General features: G+C 72.3%; 19 protein-coding genes. 6 read left to right on the forward strand and 13 right to left on the reverse strand.

Going from position 1 to position 19,624, the window contains the following annotated elements; translation table 11 throughout:
- The first annotated feature begins 79 nt into the window (after positions 1-79).
- Both ACIRPP_RS04000 and ACIRPP_RS04005 read left to right on the forward strand, forming a co-directional pair.
- Positions 80-658, forward strand: a complete 579-nt coding sequence (locus tag ACIRPP_RS04000; protein WP_403637811.1) for a VanZ family protein — start codon at positions 80-82, stop codon at positions 656-658.
- A gap of 58 nt (positions 659-716) precedes the next feature.
- Positions 717-917 (forward strand): PspC domain-containing protein, encoded by a 201-nt coding sequence (locus ACIRPP_RS04005; protein ID WP_403637813.1) that lies wholly within the window; start codon positions 717-719, stop codon positions 915-917.
- Positions 918-1,034: 117 nt separating this feature from the next.
- Here ACIRPP_RS04005 and ACIRPP_RS04010 read toward each other — a convergent pair whose 3' ends face one another.
- Together ACIRPP_RS04010 and ACIRPP_RS04015 are read right to left on the reverse strand one after the other, a co-directional pair.
- Positions 1,035-1,388, reverse strand: coding sequence for an ATP-binding protein (locus tag ACIRPP_RS04010; protein ID WP_403637815.1), 354 nt, complete (start codon positions 1,386-1,388; stop codon positions 1,035-1,037).
- A 138-nt stretch (positions 1,389-1,526) separates the two neighbouring features.
- A complete protein-coding gene (locus tag ACIRPP_RS04015; protein WP_403637817.1) occupies positions 1,527-2,684 on the reverse strand; it encodes an adenosine deaminase in 1,158 nt (385 codons plus the stop codon).
- Between the two features lie 112 nt (positions 2,685-2,796).
- On the opposite strand from ACIRPP_RS04015, the gene ACIRPP_RS04020 reads away from it, so the two are divergent.
- Positions 2,797-3,558, forward strand: coding sequence for an alpha/beta hydrolase (locus ACIRPP_RS04020; protein ID WP_403637819.1), 762 nt, complete (start codon positions 2,797-2,799; stop codon positions 3,556-3,558).
- Positions 3,559-4,169: 611 nt separating this feature from the next.
- Here the strand turns inward: ACIRPP_RS04020 and ACIRPP_RS04025 are convergent.
- The gene (locus tag ACIRPP_RS04025; RefSeq protein ID WP_403637821.1) at positions 4,170-5,123 is read right to left on the reverse strand and encodes a LysR family transcriptional regulator; all 954 of its coding nucleotides are present in this window, start codon (positions 5,121-5,123) and stop codon (positions 4,170-4,172) included.
- Positions 5,124-5,186: 63 nt separating this feature from the next.
- Here ACIRPP_RS04025 and ACIRPP_RS04030 point away from each other — a divergent pair, with 63 nt between their 5' ends.
- A complete protein-coding gene (locus ACIRPP_RS04030; RefSeq protein WP_403637822.1) occupies positions 5,187-6,470 on the forward strand; it encodes an MFS transporter in 1,284 nt (427 codons plus the stop codon).
- Between the two features lie 139 nt (positions 6,471-6,609).
- Positions 6,610-7,626, forward strand: a complete 1,017-nt coding sequence (locus ACIRPP_RS04035) for a sigma-70 family RNA polymerase sigma factor (RefSeq protein WP_403637824.1) — start codon at positions 6,610-6,612, stop codon at positions 7,624-7,626.
- Here the strand turns inward: ACIRPP_RS04035 and ACIRPP_RS04040 are convergent.
- Positions 7,510-7,902 (reverse strand): STAS domain-containing protein, encoded by a 393-nt coding sequence (locus tag ACIRPP_RS04040; protein ID WP_164333613.1) that lies wholly within the window; start codon positions 7,900-7,902, stop codon positions 7,510-7,512. The genes ACIRPP_RS04035 and ACIRPP_RS04040 overlap by 117 nt on opposite strands.
- Before the next feature lie 138 nt (positions 7,903-8,040).
- Here ACIRPP_RS04040 and ACIRPP_RS04045 point away from each other — a divergent pair, with 138 nt between their 5' ends.
- Entirely contained in the window at positions 8,041-8,961 is a 921-nt protein-coding gene (locus ACIRPP_RS04045) for an AEC family transporter (RefSeq protein ID WP_403637826.1), read from the forward strand.
- 55 nt (positions 8,962-9,016) lie between these two features.
- Here ACIRPP_RS04045 and ACIRPP_RS04050 read toward each other — a convergent pair whose 3' ends face one another.
- From ACIRPP_RS04050 to ACIRPP_RS04090, 9 genes are all read right to left on the reverse strand, one after another.
- Positions 9,017-11,101, reverse strand: a complete 2,085-nt coding sequence (locus tag ACIRPP_RS04050) for a HelD family protein (RefSeq protein WP_403637828.1) — start codon at positions 11,099-11,101, stop codon at positions 9,017-9,019.
- A 32-nt stretch (positions 11,102-11,133) separates the two neighbouring features.
- On the reverse strand, positions 11,134-11,784 hold the full coding sequence (locus ACIRPP_RS04055; RefSeq protein WP_403637830.1) for a TetR/AcrR family transcriptional regulator: 651 nt from the start codon (positions 11,782-11,784) through the stop codon (positions 11,134-11,136).
- Between the two features lie 79 nt (positions 11,785-11,863).
- The gene (locus ACIRPP_RS04060) at positions 11,864-12,448 is read right to left on the reverse strand and encodes a Uma2 family endonuclease (protein WP_403637832.1); all 585 of its coding nucleotides are present in this window, start codon (positions 12,446-12,448) and stop codon (positions 11,864-11,866) included.
- Positions 12,449-12,542: 94 nt separating this feature from the next.
- Positions 12,543-13,820 carry a thymidine phosphorylase gene (locus ACIRPP_RS04065; protein WP_403638320.1) on the reverse strand — a complete coding sequence of 426 codons (1,278 nt, stop codon included), beginning with the start codon at positions 13,818-13,820 and terminating at the stop codon, positions 12,543-12,545.
- Between the two features lie 88 nt (positions 13,821-13,908).
- A complete protein-coding gene (locus ACIRPP_RS04070) occupies positions 13,909-14,313 on the reverse strand; it encodes a cytidine deaminase (protein ID WP_164349309.1) in 405 nt (134 codons plus the stop codon).
- Complete coding sequence (locus ACIRPP_RS04075; protein ID WP_403637834.1) at positions 14,310-15,584, reverse strand: ABC transporter permease; 1,275 nt, start codon at positions 15,582-15,584, stop codon at positions 14,310-14,312. Before ACIRPP_RS04075 ends, ACIRPP_RS04070 begins: the two co-directional genes overlap by 4 nt.
- Complete coding sequence (locus tag ACIRPP_RS04080) at positions 15,581-16,702, reverse strand: ABC transporter permease (RefSeq protein WP_403637836.1); 1,122 nt, start codon at positions 16,700-16,702, stop codon at positions 15,581-15,583. Before ACIRPP_RS04080 ends, ACIRPP_RS04075 begins: the two co-directional genes overlap by 4 nt.
- A complete protein-coding gene (locus tag ACIRPP_RS04085) occupies positions 16,702-18,315 on the reverse strand; it encodes an ABC transporter ATP-binding protein (RefSeq protein WP_403638322.1) in 1,614 nt (537 codons plus the stop codon). Before ACIRPP_RS04085 ends, ACIRPP_RS04080 begins: the two co-directional genes overlap by 1 nt.
- Positions 18,316-18,482: 167 nt before the next feature.
- Positions 18,483-19,538, reverse strand: a complete 1,056-nt coding sequence (locus ACIRPP_RS04090) for a BMP family protein (protein WP_403637838.1) — start codon at positions 19,536-19,538, stop codon at positions 18,483-18,485.
- Positions 19,539-19,624 lie beyond the last annotated feature (86 nt).

Consider the following 19,624-nt stretch of genomic DNA (forward strand, 5'->3'; position numbering starts at 1 on the left):
CCGGGTGTGGCGCACGCCTCAGCCGGAGAACGGCGGGCACGGCGGAACCGATCGCGCCGGGCGCCGCGTCTAGGGGTTCGTGCAGCGTCAAGGCTCCATCGGCGGCACCGCCGCGATCCGTATCCGTGTGACGGGAGGAATCCTCCTGGCCGCGTACCTCGCGCTCGTGGCCTGGTACACGCTGCGCCCGCTCGACGTCCCCTGGGTCATGCCGGCCAACCTGCGCCCCTTCGACGGGCTGCGCGCCGACTTCGCGGCGGGCTGGACGGAGGGGGCCCGCCGGGTCGGCGAAGGGCTGGCGCTGCTCGCGCCGCTGGGGGTGCTGCTGCCCATGGCCGGGGGCCGGCTCGCGGTGTCCCCGCTGGGCTCGCTGATCCGCACGACGGCCGCCGCGGCCCTGCTGTCGCTGGGTATCGAGATGCTGCAGACGGCGGTGCCGGGACAGGTCGTGGACGTCGACTCGCTGCTGCTGAACACGGCGGGCGCGGCGCTCGCTCACCTCGCGGTGGTGCCCGCCGGACGGTCCTGGCTGCGCCGCCGGACCGGCGGCCGTGCGGTGCCGGTACCGGTCCAGGAGCCGGCTCAGGGTCGGACCCCTACGATTCCCAGGGTCGGGATCGCCCCGTGGAGCGACGCTTTGCCCCCTTCGTCTCCGTAACGTGGTAGGCAGAGAGGCACCCGGACGGGGGCCTCGGACCGCTCACGAAGGAGCCACGATGTCCAGCCTCGCCCGCCCCACCAACGACCGCATGATCGGCGGAGTGTGCGCCGCGCTGGCCCGGCGCTTCGGCACCTCCTCGACCACGATGCGGGTGCTGTTCCTGCTGTCGTGCCTGCTCCCCGGCCCTCAGTTCCTGCTCTACATCGCGCTGTGGATCCTGCTGCCGTCGGAGGACAAGCAACGGGCCGCCTGGTGAGGCCGGCGCCGGAGCGGAGCGGCCCGGCAGGGTCCTGAAGCCGGCGACAGCCTCCGGGTACGCCGACGGGGCGCCCCGTGTGCCGGGGCGCCCCGTCGCGGGTTCCGCCAGGGTGGGTCAGCCGAGCGGGAGGCCGTTGACGGGCAGGCCCTGGGTGGGCAGGCCCGCCAGCGGCAGGCCGCCGAGCAGACCGGCCACCGGCTGCGTCGGGCCCTCGGAGATGAGCTGCTGGGCGACCGGCTGCGCGGCCGTCATGCCCGTGCCGGCCACCTGCTGGCCGGTCTCCAGGGCGCGCTCGGCACCGGGCAGCACACCGGAGACGTTCTCCGCCGGGACGGCCTGGGTGACGGTGTCCAGCGCCGAACCGGCGTCGGGGAGCGCCGGGGCCGCGGTGGCGGCGCCCGCACCGGTGGCGGCGAAGGCGGCACCGAGGGCGGCGACACCGAGGGTCTTGGCAGCAGACTGCTTCATGAAAATGTGTCCTCGAATGGGATACGGGGATGTGAGCGGTGCTGTGACCGTAAACACGGCGTACCGCCCGCCGCAAACAGCGAAATGCGGACGGATTGTGAACACCGCCCGCATTCCTCGTGTGCGCACGCTCCCGCGTCAGCCCCCTTCGCCGACGGAACCGCTGGTGGAGGCGGTCTGCCGGAACAGCCATTCGGATTTCAGCTCGGCATACCCCGGCTTGATGACGTCATTGATCATGGCCAGTCGTTCATCGAAAGGAATGAAAGCTGATTTCATCGCATTGACGGAGAACCATTGGAGGTCGTCGAGCGTGTAACCGAATGCCTCGACAAGGTGCTCGAATTCCCGGCTCATACTGGTGCCCGACATGAGACGGTTGTCCGTGTTGACCGTCGCCCGGAAATGCAGCCGTCGCAGCAGCCCGATGGGGTGCTCGGCGTAGGAGTCCGCCGCCCCGGTCTGCAGGTTCGAGCTCGGGCACAGTTCGAGCGGGATCCGCTTGTCCCGGACGTAGGACGCGAGCCGGCCGAGCTCGACCGACCCGTCCTCCCGGACCTGGATGTCGTCGATGATGCGCACCCCGTGCCCGAGCCGGTCCGCACCGCACCACTGGAGCGCCTGCCAGATGGACGGCAGCCCGAACGCCTCACCGGCGTGGATGGTGAAGTGGTTGTTCTCCCGCTTCAGGTACTCGAAGGCGTCCAGGTGCCGGGTGGGCGGGTAACCGGCCTCGGCGCCCGCGATGTCGAAACCGACGACGCCCAGGTCCCGGTAGCGGTTGGCGAGTTCGGCGATCTCCAGGGCGCGGGCGGCGTGCCGCATCGCGGTGAGCAGGGCACCGACGCGGATGCGGTGGCCGTTCTCCTTCGCCCGCCGCTCGCCCTGCCGGAAGCCCTCGTTGACCGCCTCGACGACCTCCTCCAGGCTCAGCCCGCCCTCCAGGTGCTGCTCGGGGGCGTACCGGACCTCCGCGTAGACGACCCCGTCCTCGGCGAGGTCCTCGGCACACTCGGCGGCCACCCGCACCAGCGCGTCACGGGTCTGCATGACACCGACGGTGTGCGAGAAGGTCTCCAGGTACCGCTCCAGGGAACCGGAGTCGGCCGCCTCCCGGAACCACAGGCCCAGCTTGTCGGCGTCGGTCTCCGGCAGCCGGTCGTAGCCGCTGTCCCGGGCCAGGTCGACGACGGTGCCGGGGCGCAGCCCGCCGTCCAGGTGGTCGTGCAGCAGAACCTTGGGCGCCCGGCGGATCTGTTCCTCCGTCGGCGCGTTCGCGATGCTCTGGCTGGTCATCTCGGCACTGTAACCCCTACGCGCGTAGATCACCGGTGTACGAATCCGTCGATACGTAACGGTGACCGCACGGGCGGGTCGGGTTCCGCCCGGGTTCTGAGAATGTTGCGCCATGGCACAGCAAGCGACGCCGGTTCGCAGGGCCCGGCTCGGGAAGGCCCTCGGTCCCGAACCGACCGCGGTGAGCGGTGTGGTGCTCCTGCTCCCGTCCGGCGACGAGGTCTCCAGCCGCAGACCGTCCCCGATGAGGGCGACCGCCTCCGTCCGCGCCCTGGGCCGCCGGCTCGGCCGGGCGGTCCGCGACGAGGGCCTCGTCACCCATGTCGTCCACTACCGCTACCGCGGCTGGAACGGCGAGGAGGCGCACCTCGCGCAGGACGCCGCCTGGGCCGCCGACGAGGCCGTACGGCGCTACGGGGACGTCCCGGTGTGCCTCGCCGGCCTCGGCATGGGCGGCCGGGCCGCGCTGCGCGCCGGTGGCCACGACGCCGTCAACTCCGTGCTGGCGCTCGCCCCTTGGCTGCCCGCGGAAAACACCGGGACGCCACTCGAACCGGTGAAGCAGCTCGCCGGGCGGCGGGTCCTCGTCGTGCACGGCACGCACGACGCCCGGACCGACCCGGAGCTGTCCTTCCGGCTGGCCGCACGGGCCAAGAAGGCCAACCGGGACGTCTGCCGCTTCGAAGTGCACGCGGACGGGCACGGCCTGACGCAGTACCGGGACGAAATGCTCGCCCTGGCCGAGAACTTCGTGGGCGGCGCGCTGTTCGGCCGAGCCTTCTCCCGCCCGCTCCAGGACGCCTTCGCGGCCCCGCCGCCCCTGGGCCTGCGGATGCCGTTGGCGGCGGGGTTCGGGAAGTCGCTGCGCCGCTGAGCCGACGCCCGCTGCCCGGGTGCCGGGCCGGAGTCGGGAGCCGGCCCCCTGGCCGGGCGGGGCGGTCCGGTTCGGCTCGGCTCGGGCTCGGCTCGGCTCGGCTCGGCTCGGCTCGGCTCGGCATGATGGTGCGCCCGGGGATCACGGGGCACCACCGTGGTCAGGGGAACGGGGCAGGCTCGGAACGGTTGGCCGGACGCATCCGGGGGCGGGCGAGTCGGCGGGGCAGGGAGCACCTGCGCAGCCGACGCGCCGGAGGGTGACCGACGGCCCGCCGGGACACGCGGGCGGAGGCGAGGGGCGGGACCACCCTCCGGACGGACCACCCTCCGGACGGACCGGCCGCCGGACGGCCGGCTGCACGGACAGGCCGTGGGGCCCGGTCACGCCGCCGGGACAAGCATCCGGCGGGGACCACGCGCCCGACGGGTGAGGCGGGCCGCCGAGGCCGGCTCGGCCGGGTAACCCAGGCCGCTCGGCGCAGCCTTCAGCGGGCCGGTCGGTGCCGCCGGTCAGCCGGGTCAGCCGCGTCAGCCAGGCCGGCCGGACCAGTCAGCGCAGCCGGTCAGCCCGGCCAGCCGCGTCAGCCACGCCGGCCTGCCGCAGCCGGTTCAGTCCGGCAGCAGCGTGCCCCTGCGGGAGAGCAGGAACTTCTTGAAGGCGGCGACCGGGGGCGTGTCCGGGCGCCCCGCCAGCCAGGCCACGCCGATCTCCCGGGCCGCCCTCGGGGCGGTGACCGTCAGTTCGACCACGCCGGGGCGCGGGACCGCCGGCGGGGGCAGCAGCGCGACGCCCAGACCGGCGGCGACGAGCCCGCGCAGGGTCTCCGCCTCCTCGCCCTCGAAGGCCACCCGGGGCCGGAATCCGGCCCGGCTGCACAGATCGTCGGTGATGCGGCGCAGGCCGTAACCCGGTTCCAGGGTCACGAAGGTCTCGTCGGCGGCCTCCGCGAGCCGGACGCGGCGACGGCCGGCCAGCCGGTGGTCGGCGGGCACCACCAGGCGCAGCTTCTGCTCGTCCAGGCGCCGGGCCACGAGGTCGGGCGCGTCCGGGACCGGGGAGGTCAGGCACAGGTCGAGGTCCCCCGCGCGCAGGCGCTCCAGCATGGCCTCGCCGTAGTTCTGCACCAGCGCGAACCGGATGCGCGGATGGTCGGCGCGGAAGGCGTGCAGCAGCCCGGGCACGGTCTCGGCGCCCATGGTGTGCAGGAAGCCGAAGGCGACCTTGCCGGTGGCCGGGTCGGCGTCGGCGCGGACCTCCTCCGCCGCCCGTCCGACCTCGGCGAGGGCGCGTTCCACGGAGCCGAGGAAGGTGCGCCCGGCCGGGGTGAGGGAGAGGGTCCGTCCGTGGCGGGCGAACAGGTCGACGCCGAGGTCCTGTTCCAGCCGGACCATCGCCCGGGACAGAGTGGACTGCGGCACCTGCATCTCCTGCGCGGCCCGCGTGACGTGCTCGGTCCGGGCCACGCCCGCGAAGTACGCGAGGCGAGGCGCCAGCAACATCACCATGTCTTCTGTGTCACCGGACTGTGACAGGCGGGCCTCTGGCCTCTGCTGATGCACCATGGGAACGATTATGGCGAATCCATGCATTGGACGGATCAGCCGGGGCGTCCGTACGTTCGGGGCATGTCTTCCGTCAGTACCGGGGCGTCCACGCGTGTGGACGCCGGCCCGAACGTTCCCTCCTCCCCGGCCACCGTCGAGACCCGGATGTCCCCGGGCGGCCCCGGCTACCGCCGGATGAGCCTCGCCCTCTTCCTCGCGGGGGTGGCGACCTTCGCGCTGCTGTACTCGACGCAGGCCCTGCTGCCGCTGATCTCCGGCGACCTCGGGGTGAGTGCGGGCGACGCGAGCTGGACGGTGGCGGCGGCGACCGGCGGACTGGCGCTGTTCGTGCTGCCGATGAGCGCCCTCTCCGAGCGCTACGGCCGGCGGACGGTCATGACGGGCTCCCTGGCCGTCGCGGTCACCCTCGGGGTGCTGGTGCCCCTCGCCCCCTCCCTGGGCGCCCTGGTGGCGCTGCGGGCCCTCCAGGGGGCCGCGCTGGCCGGGCTGCCGGCGTCGGCGACCGCGTATCTCGCGGAGGAGGTCAGGCCCCGGGCGCTGGTCACCGCGATCGGGCTGTTCGTGGCGGGCAACAGCGTCGGCGGCATGAGCGGCCGGGTCGTCACCGGCTGGGTGGCGCAGGAATGGGGCTGGCGGGTCGCCGTCGCCGTCATCGGGGTGCTCGCGCTGGCCTGCGCGGTGGCCTTCCGGCTGCTGCTGCCCGCGCCGCGGCACTTCCGCCCGGGCTCGCTGCGCCCGGCCGTGCTGGTGCGCACGGTCCGCGGCCACCTCGCCGACCCCCTGCTGCGCCGGCTGTACGCGATCGGTGCCCTGTTCATGACGGTGTTCGGCGGTGTCTACACCGTCATCGGCTACCGCCTGACCGAGGCGCCGTTCTCCCTCCCGCAGGGCATCGTCGGGTCGATCTTCCTGGTGTACCTGGTGGGCACGGTGTCGGCGTCCGCGGCGGGCCGCCTGGTGGGCCGGCTGGGCCGCCGGGGCGCGCTCTACGCGGGCGGCGCGACGACCGCGGCGGGTCTGCTGCTGTCCCTGGCGGACTCGCTCCCCCTGGTGCTGCTGGGCCTGGTCCTGATCACGGCGGGCTTCTTCGCCGGTCACGCGGTGGCGTCCTCGGCGGTCGGCCGGACCGCCACCCACGGGCGGGCGCAGGCGTCGGCGCTCTACCAGTCCGCCTACTACGTGGGCTCCAGCGTCGGCAGCACCGTGGGGGCGCTCGCCTTCCACAGCGGCGGCTGGGCCGGGACGGTGGGCGTCGGACTGGTCGCGGTGGCGGGCGTCGGGGCGATCACCCTGCTCGGCACCCGGGCGGCACGCGTGGAACACCGTCTGGCGAAGGCCGCCTGACCTCGTCGCCGGCCCGTCACGATCAAGTCCTGGCCTGCGCGTTCACCCGCTCGGCGGGCCGTTGTCAGTGGGCTGCGGTAGCTTCCGAAGTGCTGGGTGCGACGACGCACCACGGACAGGCCACAGGGGCGGGTGGACGATGACGAACGGCACGGCGACGACGGCGGACCTGGACACCAGGCTGGAGGCCCACCGGGTCGAACTGACCGGGTACTGCTACCGGATGCTGGGCTCCTCCTTCGAGGCGGAGGACGCCGTGCAGGACACGATGGTGCGGGCCTGGCGCAGCTTCGCCACGTTCGAGGGGCGTTCCAGCCTGCGTTCCTGGCTGTACCGCATCGCCACCAACGTCTGCCTGGACATGCTCCGGGCGGGCAACAAGCGGGCCCGCCCGATGGACCTGACGGAGTCCACGCCGCTCGCCCAGGCCGCCCTGTCACCGCGCCCGGACCACACCTGGCTCGAACCGGCCCCGGACGCCCGCGTGCTGCCGACCGTCGAGGACCCGGCGGAGGCGGCCGTCGCGAAGGAGTCCGTGCGCCTGGCGTTCATGGCCGCGCTCCAGCAACTGCCGCCGAAGCAGCGGGCGGTGCTCATCCTCCGGGAGGTGCTGGCCTGGAAGGCGAGCGAGGTCGCCGAACTGCTGGACACCTCGGTCGCCTCGGTCAACAGCGCCCTCCAGCGGGCCCGGGCGACACTGGCCGAGCGGCGCCGTCCGGGCGACGAGGCGGCCGTCTCCGACCCGCTGGACGAGGAGCAGCAGAAGCTGCTGGACCGGTACATGGCCGCCTTCGAGGGCTACGACATGTCGGCCCTGACCGCGCTGCTCCACGAGGACGCCATCATGACGATGCCGCCGTTCGACCTGTGGCTGACCGGCGCCGGGGACATCACCGGCTTCATGACGACCATGGGCGCCCCCTGCGCCCACTCGCGGCTGGTGCCGGTCCAGGTCAACGGCCTGCCCGGGTTCGCCCAGTACAAGCCCGACCCGGAGGCCGGCGGGTACACGCCGTGGGCGGTGCAGGTCCTGGAGATCTCAGACGGGCGGATCACGGGATTCCACTGCTTCCTCGACACCGAGCGGTTCTTCCCGCTGTTCGGGCTGCCCCTCCACCTCGAAGCGGAGACCGACCAGGTCGAGCAGGACGCGTAGCGCGGGGTCGGGGTCGCGCAACCGGATCCGCCCGCCCGTCCTGCGGGCCAGCAGCTCCAGACGGGCGAGGAGGTTCACAGCCGCAAGCCCCGGCGGCCCCAGCCCGGCCACATCGCACACCACCACCCCGCAGGCTCCGCTCCCGCCGTCCAGCAGGGCCCGCAGCGCGTCGCAGGGGCCCGCCACCCCGTCCCGGGTCACGGGGCCCTGCAGGACGAGTACGGGCGGTGTCATGGCATCCACGACCGGTAGACCGGGCGGGGCCGCGGAACTCATCGCGCCCCCACGTCCGTGGGCCGGGCCGCCGCGAGGATCACATTGACCCGGGCACGGCCGCCCCCGGAGGGTTGCCTGCATGTGCCACAGACCCCCTCCGCCCGCGTCCGGTGCCCTGCTCCACCGTGAGGGGCCGCCGTGCAGGGGGTGCTGAGCGGTTTCGCGGTGATCGCCGTCGTCATCGGCGTCGGCTACCTCATCGGCCGCCGCGGGTACCTCGGGCCGCAGGGAGTTGAGGTCCTGACCCGGCTCGCCTTCCGGGTGGCGTCACCGGCACTGTTGTTCACGATCCTGGCCGACGCCGACCTGTCGGTCGTCTTCTCCAGCCGTCTCCTGGTCACGGCCCTGAGCGCGGTGGGCGTGGCCGGCGTCTTCGTGGCGGTGGGTGTCGCACGCCGCTGGGGCGTCGCCCGCACCACCATCGGCGCCCTGTGCTCCGGCTACGTCAACGCGGGCAACCTGGGCATCCCGATCGCCGTGTACGTCCTCGGCGACGCCTCCCTGGTCGCACCGGTCCTGCTGTTCCAGCTCGTCGGCGTCACCCCGGTCGCGCTCACCGTCCTCGACCTGTCCACCTCCGGCGCCGAGGGCTCGCCCCTCCAACGGCTCCTCACGCCACTCCGCAACCCCATCGCGCTCGGCTCCCTGGCGGGCGTGGCGGTGTCGGCCACGGGCCTGCGCATCCCCGGCCCGGTCATGGACCCCCTCACCCTCATCGGCAACATGGCCGTCCCGGCGGTCCTCCTCGCCTTCGGCATCTCGCTGCGCGGCAGCACCCTCCCCCTGCGCGGCGGCGAGCGCGGCGCGGTCCTGCTCGCCGTGACCCTGAAGTCCTTCGTCCAGCCCGCGGTCGCCTGGGCCCTGGCGGCCGGCGTCTTCGGCCTGCGCGGCGCCCTCCTCCTCGACGTGGTGGTCACCTCCGCCCTCCCGGCCGCCCAGAACCTCTTCACCTACGCGACCAGCTACCGCACGGGCGAGACCCTCGCCCGGGAGACGATCCTGGTCTCCACGGTGCTGTCGGTCCCGGTCCTGGTCGTGGTGGCGGCACTGCTGGGGTGAGCCGGCCGAGCGGGGGGCGTCCCGCCGGACGCGAGCTGTTCCGGATGGCCGGGTGTCAGGATCCCGCGGGTCCGGGAGGCTGCGGCACCGCGGGCCGCAGGGCGGGCGGCAGGGGCGCGGAGTGCACGATGTGCAGGCGGGAGACCGCCCGGGTCAGCGCCACGTACAGGCGGTTCATGCCACGGGGCTCGGCCTCGACCACGGCCGACGGCTCGACCAGGACCACGTGGTCGTACTCCAGTCCCTTGGCGGCGGACGCCGGCACCACGGTGACGCGGGCTCCCGGCGTGTCGGGTCCGGCTGCCGGAATCCCCGCCTCGGCCAGAGCGCGGCGCAGAGTCTCCGCCACGGTGTCGGCCGCGACGACGCCGATGGAACCGTCGTGTTCCCTCGCGGTGTCCACGGCAGCGACGGTGGCGGCGACCGGGTCGCGGACCGCCTCGATCCTCACGTCTCCGTCGCGGCGCCGGGAGCGGACGGGTGGTACCGGCGTGCCGAGGTGCCGCAGCAGGGCGTTGGCGAGTCCGGCGACGGCGCCCGGTACCCGGAACCCCGTGGTGAGCGGGGTGACGACGGCGTCCGGTTTCCCCAGGTGAGCGAGGAAGCCAGGCCAGTCGCGTGCGGCCCACGGGGTGGTGCCCTGGGCGAGGTCCCCGAGGACGGTGACGGACCCGAAGGACGACCTGCGGGCAATGGCACGGCACTGCATGGGGGACAGGTCCTGGGCCTCGTCGACCACGACGTGCGCGTACCCCTCGGGGCGCGCGATCAGACCGGCGAGCTCGTCGAGCAGGACGAGGTCCGCCGCCGACCAGCGGGCCGAACCCGCCGAGCGCGGGGGCGCGGGCCAGGCGACGGCCTGCTGCTCGTCCTCTCCGAGGACGCCGTCGGCGGCGGCGGCCAGCGCGTCGGGACGGCTGAGCAGGTCGGTCAGGACTTCCTCGGGCCGTGCGGCGGGCCAGACGGTGTCGAGCAGGCCGGTGACCGGGCGTGCCCGGGCCACCTTCCTGACCCAGGTGCGGGAGCGGGGGCCGCCGCGGCGCTCGGCCCGGTGCTGGACGGCCCGGACGATGCGGTCGCGGACGCGGTCCCGGCCCACGTTGTAGGCGGGCTCCTCGGCGAGCACTTCGCGGACGATCCTCTCCAGCTCCTCCGGGGGGACGCGCCACCGGTAGGAACCGTCCGGCAGGACGAGCGGCTGCGTCACCCAGGCGTTCACCCGTGCGTAGAGCGCGCGGCGCAGCACCTCCGCCATGCGGATGTCGTGCTTGACGACCGCGCCGGTGTCGCTGTCCCGCGCCGTGACCGGATGGCGGGCGATCTCGTCGTCGAGGGTGGACTGCCGGACTCCGGTCTCGCCGAGTGCGGGCAGTACTTCGGAGATGTAGGAGAGGAAGGCCCGGTTGGGGCCGAGGATGAGCATGCCGCGGCGCTGGATGCGCTCGGGATACGTGTACAGGAGGTAGGCGGCGCGGTGCAGCCCGACGGCGGTCTTGCCCGTGCCGGGGGCTCCCTGCACGCAGAGGGAGCGGGCGAGGTCCTCCCGCACCAGGTCGTCCTGTTCGGGCTGGATGGTCGCGGCGATGTCGCGCATGGGACCGATGCGTGGGCGCTCGATCTCCCGGGTGACGAGATCGCTCTCCGCCGCATCCCCCTCGCCGAGGTGTTCGTCCTCCAGACCGGTGAGATCCTCCGCGTCTCCGCGGCCCGCCGGTGACCAGCCGAAGCGCCGCCGCAGGGCAACGCCTTGGGGGTCGCGGGTGCTCGCCCGGTAGAAGGCGCGCGCCACGGGGGCGCGCCAGTCGACGACCAGCGGCGGGGCGGACGGATCGTCGGTGACCCGGAGCCGCCCGATGTGGTAGCTCTGCCCGGCATGGTCCCCCGCGCTCCCCGGATCCGGTGCGAAGTCGAGGCGGCCGAAGAACAGCGGGCCCTCGGGCAGTTCACCGAACTCCTTGGCCTGGCTGCGCAGCCGGCGGCCGAGCACTTCGGCGTCGGCGCCGGACGCGGCGGTGTCCTCACCGGCCACCACCTGCGCCCGCGCTCCCTCGGCCATCGCCTCCCATGCCGCACGGCAGACGTCGTGGTAGGCGCGTTCCCGGGCGAGGGCATCACTGAGTAAAGGGTCGGAGCGTGACATGCCCCGAGGATAATGCAACCGAGTAATGTTTTTTACTTGGTTGCATTATCTGGCCTGGCCAGGTCCGGCAGTCCGGCCTCCAGCCGGCCGAACGCCGAACGGGCCACCGCCACGGCTTCGGGATACAACGCGTCCGCCGCACCGCCCGCGGTGATGCCGCGCCAGTTCTCCTGCGCGAGGACGCGCCGGACGGCCACGATCTGACCGGCGGCCAGACGCGCCCGGACGCCACCCCCGAACTCCCGGTCCAGAACCTCGGCGAGCGCGGTCTCGTCCCGCTCCACATGCGCGTGCAGGCGCGCCACCAGGGACGGCGTGCCGTACAGCAGCCGGTGGAAGGCGAGCACGTCCGGATCGTCGTTCAGGCCGGTGACCGGGTCACGCCGGGCGAGCCCGTCCAGGAAATGGCGCCGCAGGGCCTCCAGCGGAGACTGCCCGGCCGGGCGCCCCGCGACCACCCGGCCGGCCTCCCCCACGTGGTCGGCCAGCCGGTGCAGGACGAGGTCCTCCTTGGCCGGGAAGTACCGGAAGAGCGTCGGCTTGGAGACGTCGACCGCGGCCGCGACATCGGCGACGGTCACCTGCTCGTACCCGCGTTCCAGGAAGAGACCGATGGCCGTGTCCGACAGCCGACGGTACATCTGCCGCTTCTTGCGCTCGCGCAGCCCACCCTCGTCGCCCATGCCCCGAAGCGTACGCAGCGTCCGCCGGTCCTCCGACCCGCCTCCCGGCCTGCGTCACGGCGATGTGCCGCCGGCGCACTCAGGGGGCCGGGAACTCCGCGGTGCCGATCACGAGGTCGAAGGGGGCGGGGAGCTTCAGCGGCTCACCGGACTTCGCCGTGAGCAGGGGCCGGTAGACGTCACCCTTGGGGTCGCCGTAGAGGGTCGCGGCCGGGCCGTCGGGGGCCCAGCGGTCGACCAGGAGGAACAGCGGGATGCCCGCGGCGGCGTAGGCGGCGGGCTTGCTGACACGGTCGTGGCGGGCGTTGGACCTGGAGGTGACCTCGACGACCAACTCTGCGAGCGCGGCAGGGATGTGGGACTCAGGAACGGTGTGGTCCCGTACCGGGGCGACCACGAGATCCGGGATGAACATGCCCAACCGGGACGGCACGGCGATGGCCTGTGTCTGGAAGATTTCCCAGTCCTCGGGGATCACGGAGTACAGACGGCGCTGAATGCGGGCCGCGATCAGATTGTGGCTGTACGCGGGAGCAGGTGACACGGTGACGATCCCCTCGATGATCTCCACCCTGCTGCCCTCGGGCCATTCCATCTCCTCCCAGAACCGGACGAGGTCGTCCCAGCTCTGTTCGCTGTCCTGGCTCACGGTGAGTGCGCTCATGGCGGTCTCCTTCGATGCGTCACCGAGTCCAGCATGGCGAAACGGGACCGGTGGGGTCCACCGGTCCCGTTCACCCGATCGGGGAAAGCGCAGGTCAGGCGATGCGTTCCAGCACCACGGGGGTGGCCGTGAAGGCCGTGCCGGGGGCGGCGATGTCGTAGGCGCCGTCGACCGCGGCGAGGGCGTAGTCGAAGCGGTCGGGGGTGTCGGTGTGGAGGGTGAGGAGGGGCTGGCCCTCGGTCACCTCGTCGCCGGGGCGGGCGTGGAGTTCGACGCCGGCGCCGGCCTGCACCGGGTCCTCCTTGCGGGCGCGGCCCGCGCCGAGGCGCCAGGCGGCGACGCCGATGTCGTAGGCGTCGAGGCGGGTCAGGACGCCGGAGGACGGGGCTTTGACGACGTGCTGCTCGCGGGCGACGGGGAGTTCGGCGTCCGGGTCGCCGCCCTGGGCGGTGATCATGCGGCGCCAGACGTCCATCGCGGAGCCGTCGGCCAGGGCCTTCGCCGGGTCGGCGTCCTTCAGGCCGGCCGCGTCGAGCATTTCGCGGGCCAGGGCGAGGGTCAGTTCGACGACGTCGGCGGGGCCGCCGCCGGCGAGGACCTCGACGGACTCGCGGACCTCCAGGGCGTTGCCGGCGGTCAGGCCGAGGGGGGTGGACATGTCGGTGAGCAGGGCGACCGTCCTCACCCCGGCGTCGGTGCCGAGGCCGACCATGGTGCGGGCGAGTTCGCGGGCGTCGTCGAGGGTCTTCATGAAGGCGCCGGTGCCGACCTTGACGTCCAGGACCAGGGAGCCGGTGCCCTCGGCGATCTTCTTGGACATGATGGAGGAGGCGATCAGCGGGATGGCCTCGACGGTGCCGGTGACGTCACGCAGCGCGTAGAGCTTCTTGTCGGCGGGGGCCAGGCCGTCGCCCGCCGCGCAGATGACGGCGCCGGTGGTGTCCAGGACGTCCAGCATCTCCTCGTTGGAGAGCAGGGCGCGCCAGCCCGGGATGGCCTCCAGCTTGTCGAGGGTGCCGCCGGTGTGGCCGAGGCCGCGGCCTGAGAGCTGGGGGACGGCCGCGCCGCAGGCGGCGACCAGGGGGGCCAGCGGGAGGGTGATCTTGTCGCCGACGCCGCCGGTGGAGTGCTTGTCGGCGGTGGGGCGGGACAGCGAGGAGAAGTCCATGCGCTCGCCGGAGGCGATCATCGCCGCCGTCCAGCGGGAGATCTCGCGCCGGTTCATGCCGTTGAGGAGGATCGCCATGGCGAGCGCCGACATCTGCTCGTCGGCCACCTCCCCGCGGGTGTAGGCGTCGATGACCCAGTCGATCTGCTCGTCGGTGAGTTCGGCGCGGTCCCGCTTGGTGCGGATGACGGAGATGGCGTCCATGGCCATGCTGGCGTTCCTTCCGGGGTGCGAAGGGTGCGGCCCCCTCCGGGTGACGGTACCGACCGTCGTCCGAGGGGGCCGCTGGGCGTTACTTGGTGAGGTGCTGCGGGCCGAAGGGCTGGGGCAGCATCTCCGACAGCGGCCGGATGCCCGCCGGGGTCTCCAGCAGCAGTTCCGGGCCGCCGAACTCGTACAGCAGCTGCCGGCAGCGGCCGCACGGGACGAGGATCTCGCCCCGGCCGTCCACGCAGGTGAAGTGCGTGAGCCGGCCGCCTCCGGTGCGCTGCAGCTCGGAGACCAGTCCGCACTCGGCGCACAGGCCGAGTCCGTAGCTGGCGTTCTCCACGTTGCAGCCGGAGACGGTGCGCCCGTCGTCGACCAGGGCGGCCACGCCGACCGGGTAGCCCGAGTAGGGGACGTACGCGTGGGTCATCGCCTCGCGGGCGAGTGCGCGCAGCGCCTCCCAGTCGGCGTCCGCCGCGGCCGGGGTCACTTGCCCTGTCCCTTCCGGTACGGCATGCCGTTCGCCCTGGGCATGCGCAGCCGTTGGGCGGACAGGGCGAGGACGACGAGGGTGATGACGTACGGCGTGGCGGCGACGACCTGGTTGGGGACCTCGTTGGTGCCGGCGTACCAGGCGTAGACGAGGGCGCCGATGACCAGGGTGATGACCGCGTGGACGTACTTCTTGCGGATCGCCAGCCAGATCGCGCCGATGACCAGCAGCAGCGCGCCGAGCAGCAGCAGGGCGTGCACGTTGGCGGAGCCGCCGCGCAGGTTGAGGCTGTCGGTGTAGCCGAAGAGGCCGGCGCCGATGGCGAGGCCGCCCGGCATCCAGTTGCCGAAGATCATCGCGGCGAGGCCGATGTAGCCGCGGCCGCTGGTCTGGCCCTCCAGGTAGAAGGGGTTGGCGACGATGGACAGGAAGACACCGCCGAGGCCGGCCAGGGCGCCGGAGATGATCACGGCCACGTACTTGTACTTGTAGACGTTGACGCCGAGGGACTCCGCCGCGATCGGGTTCTCACCGCAGGAGCGCAGGCGCAGGCCGAACGGGGTGCGCCACAGGATGTACCAGGTGGCCGGGACGAGCGCGACGGCGATCAGGGTCAGCCAGGACACGTTGGTGACCAGGCCGCCGAGCAGTCCGGCGATGTCCGAGACGAAGAACCAGCCCTTGGCGTTGAGGTCCCGCAACGCCTCGGAGAGTCCTGGCACCGTGAAGCTGCCGAGCGACTCGACCGCCGGGGACTGCTTGGCGGAGCCGCCCTGGTGGCCCTCGAAGGCCAGCGGGGCGAGGTAGCGGGTGGCGCCCAGCGCGAGGATGTTGATCGCCACACCGGAGACGATGTGGTTGACGTTGAAGGTGACGGTGACGAGGGCGTGCAGCAGGCCGCCGAGCGCGCCGCCGATGAGGCCGACGAGGACGCCGGTCCACGGACCCCACTGGAATCCGGCCCAGGCACCGAACCAGGTGCCGAGGATCATCATGCCCTCGAGGCCGATGTTGACGACGCCCGCGCGCTCCGCCCACAGACCGCCGAGGCCGGCGAGGCCGATCGGGACGGCGAGCTGGAGGGCGGTGGACATCTGGCTGACGTTGGTGATGCCGTTGGCGCCGGTGATCAGGCGGACGATCGAGGTCAGCGCCAGGGCTCCGGCGATGACCAGGAGCAGCACCGGCAGCGACATGCGGCGGCCGGTCGGCGCCGTGGGCTGCAGCGACGGCTGGTTGACGTCGGTCGCAGTGGTCGGAGCAGTCATCGGCCGGCCACCTCCTTCGTGTTGTTGTCGGCGCCCAGGACGTGTCCCGCGGCGAGCTCCGCGCCGACGCGGCGCTGCTGGCGGCGCAGGCCCCACTCGCGGACGGCCTCGTAGGAGACGACGACCGAGAGGACGATCAGGCCCTGCATGATGACCGCGATCTCCTTGTCGTAGCCGTGGAAGTCCAGCTCGGGGGACGCCTTGTCGAGCCAGGCCCACAGCACGGCGGCGAAGGCGATGCCGACCGGGCTGTTGCGGCCGAGCAGGGCGATGCCGATGCCGAGGAAGCCGATGCCGGTGGGGAAGTTGAGGCTGTAGGTGTGGGTGTCGCCGAGGAGGATCGGCAGACCGGCGAGTCCGGCGATGGCACCGGACAGCAGCATGGCGGTGAGGACCATGCGCTTGGGGCTGACGCCGCTGGCCGCGGCGGCGGATTCGGAGGCGCCGGAGGCGCGCAGGTCGAAGCCGAACCGGGTGCGGTTGAGGACGACCCAGTAGCCGATGCCGAGCACCACGGCGAGGAGGACCAGGCCGTAGATCTCGCCCGCGTCGCCCATGTCGAGGCCGGGAACCCAGCCGGACTCGTTCATCTCGCCGGTGGTGTTGTTGTTGCCGACCTTGACGCCGAACACGCTGGGCAGCCACAGGTAGCCGATGACGGCGGTGGCGATCGCGTTGAGCATGATCGTGGCGACGACCTCGCTGACCCCACGGGTGACCTTCAGGACACCGGCGATGCCGGACCAGAAGGCGCCGGTGCACACGGCGGTCAGGAGCAGCAGCGGGATCTGCAGGGCGGCCGGCAGGTCGGCGTGGGCGCCGACGATGGCGGCCATCATGGCGGCGAGCTGGTACTGGCCGTCGACGCCGATGTTGAACAGGTTCATCCGGAAGCCGATGGCCACCGCCAGGGCCGCGATGTAGTACATCGACGCCTGGTTGATGATCAGGACCTGGATGTCCGAGTAGGTCGCCTGCTGGAACATCAGGGCGAACGGCTCGGTTGGGTTCTTGCCGGAGGCGAGCAGCACGATCGCGCTCAGCACGAAGGCCACGGCGAGCGCGATGACCGGTCCGGCCACCGCCAGGAGCACGCGCTCCTTGTCGAACTTCTTCATCAGCGGGCCTCGTCTTCCGGAGACTCGGGGGCGTCGGCCGAGGTCTCGGGGGTCTCTTCGTGTTCGAGGTGGCCGGTGGCGGCACCGGTCATGGCGGTGCCGAGTTCCTCCGGGGTGACGGTCGCGGGGTCGGCGTCCGCGACCAGCTTGCCGTCGTAGATGACGCGGAGGGTGTCGGACAGGCCGATCAGCTCGTCGAGGTCGGCCGAGATCAGCAGGACGGCCAGTCCCTCGCGGCGGGCCTCGCGGATGTGGTCCCAGATCGCGGCCTGCGCGCCGACGTCCACACCGCGGGTGGGGTGCGCGGCGATCAGGAAGCGCGGCTTGTGGCTCATCTCGCGGCCGACGATCAGCTTCTGCTGGTTGCCGCCGGACAGGGAGGCCGCGGTGACGTCGATGCCCGGGGTGCGGACGTCGTACGTCTTGACGATGCGGCGGGTGTCCTCCTGGGCGGCCTTGGGGTCCAGCCAGATGCCCTTGGCGTTGGGCTTCTCGGTGACGTGGCCGAGGATGCGGTTCTCCCAGAGGGGGGCCTCCAGGAGCAGGCCGTGGCGGTGGCGGTCCTCGGGGATGTAGCCGATGCCCTCCTCGCGGCGCCTGCGGGTGCTCCAGGCGGTGATCTCCTCGCCGGCGAGCCGGATGACGCCGGAGTCGGCGGCCCGCAGGCCGATCAGCGCGTCGACGAGTTCGGTCTGGCCGTTGCCCTCCACGCCGGCGATGCCCAGGATCTCACCCTCGTGGATGGTGAAGGTGATGTCGTCGAGCAGGGGCTTGCCGCCCGGGGCGGTCAGGCGGAGCTTGTCGACGTCGATGACGGGACGGTCGGTGACCGTCGACTCGCCCTTCTCCGGGCTGGGCAGTTCGCTGCCGACCATCATCTCGGCGAGCTGCCGGGACGTGGTCTCGGCGGGGACCGCGGTGCCGACGGTGGTGCCGCGGCGGATGACGGTGATCTCGTCGGCGACGGAGAGGACCTCGCCCAGCTTGTGGGAGATGAAGATGACCGACAGGCCCTCGGACTTCAGCTCGCGGAGGTTCTCGAAGAGGGCGTCCACCTCCTGCGGGACCAGGACGGCGGTGGGCTCGTCGAGGATCAGGGTGGTCGCGCCGCGGTAGAGGACCTTGAGGATCTCCACGCGCTGGCGGGCGGCGACACCGAGCTCCTCGAGCAGGACGTCGGGGCGCACGTCGAGGCCGTAGCGCTCGGAGAGTTCCTTGATCTTGCGGCGGGCCCGGGCGCCGATGCCGTACAGCTTCTCGCTGCCGAGCACGACGTTCTCGAGGACGGTGAGGTTGTCGGCGAGCATGAAGTGCTGGTGCACCATGCCGATGCCGCGCGCGATGGCGTCGGCGGGGGAACCGAAGGTGACCTGCTCGCCGTCGACGGCGATGGTGCCCTCGTCCGGCTTCTGCATGCCGTAGAGGATCTTCATCAGGGTCGACTTGCCGGCGCCGTTCTCGCCCACCAGGGCGTGGACGGTGCCCTTGCGGACACTGAGGTGGATGTCGTGGTTGGCCACGACACCGGGGAATCGCTTCGTGATCCCGGCGAGTTCGACGGCGGTCTGACCGTTGACCGCCGCTCCGGCCGGAGGGCTGCTGGACGCTTTGATGGCGCACTCTCCTGGGGACGGGGGCCTTCTACGCGCGTAGCGCCCCTACGGCATACAAAGGGGTGGCGCACCGAACCGACGGGGTGCGGAGAGCCTGGCTCCCCGCACCCCGTGGCGCGGACGCAACCCCGGAGTGACACGCTGCTCAGGGTCGTTCGGAGGGGGTGTCAGCTGGACTTGACCTTGATCTCGCCGCTGATGATCTTCTCCTTGGCCTTCTCGATGGCTGCCTGGAGCTCGGCGTCGTCCGCGAACTTCGGGTTGGAGTTCGACAGGCTCACCTCACCCGTCTTCAGATCGCCCTTGACGATACCGGTCGCGGGCTTGCCGTCCTCGACCGACTGCGCCAGGTTGTACACCGCCTTGGCGACATCCTTCATCGCCGAGGTGAGGATCGAGTCCTTGTACTTGGCGAGGGCTTCCTGCTTGTACTGGTCGGAGTCGACACCGATCGCCCACACCTTGTTGGCGGCGGCGGCCTCGATGACGCCCTGGCCCGAGAGACCGGCGGCCGCGTAGACGACGTCGGCCTTCTTCTCGATCTGGCCCTCGGCGGCGCTCTTGCCCTTGTCGGGGCTGGAGAAGCCGCCCTCCTCCGCGGTCTGGGTCAGGAACTGCGAGATGACCTTGGTCTTCGGGTTGGTGTCCTTGACACCCTGCTCGAAGCCCGCGCGGAACTTGTGGATCAGCGGGATGTCCACACCGCCGATGAAGCCGACGACGTTGCTCTTGGTGGTCTCGGCGGCGGCGACGCCGGCCAGGTAGGACGCCTCCTCCTCGGAGAAGACCAGGTCCGCGACGTTGTCCGCCTCGACGGTGGCGTCGTCGACGATGCCGAAGGTGGTGTCCGGGAACTTCTCCGCGGCCCCCTTCACGGCGGCGGCGTAGGCGTAGCCCACCCCGATGACGGGGTTGTAACCCTGCTTGGCCAGCGAGGCGAGGCGCTGCTCCTTGTCCGCGTCCGTCTCGCCGTCGGTGGGCTCGACGTCGGCGGTCTTGTAGCCGAACTCGTCCTGGGCCTTCTTCAGGCCCGCGTAGGCGGCGTCGTTGAAGGACTGGTCGCCGCGGCCGCCGACGTCGTACGCGATGGCCAGGCCCTTGTCCTCCTTCGACCCGGAGGAGTCCGAGGAGGAGGACGTCGAGGTGCCGCCGCAGGCGGCGAGAGCGAGGGCCAGGGAGGCGGTCGCTGCGCCTGCGACCGTGATCCGGGAAATCCGGCGCATGGTGTGGTGCTCCTGTCGTACAAAGCGCCGGACGGTTTCAGCAACGGCGCTGGCTTCGCCGCAGATTAACGCGCGTAGACCTGCCT

Origin of the sequence: Streptomyces sp. NPDC101219 (genome assembly GCF_044767675.1) — a bacterium.
Lineage (GTDB): Bacteria > Actinomycetota > Actinomycetes > Streptomycetales > Streptomycetaceae > Streptomyces.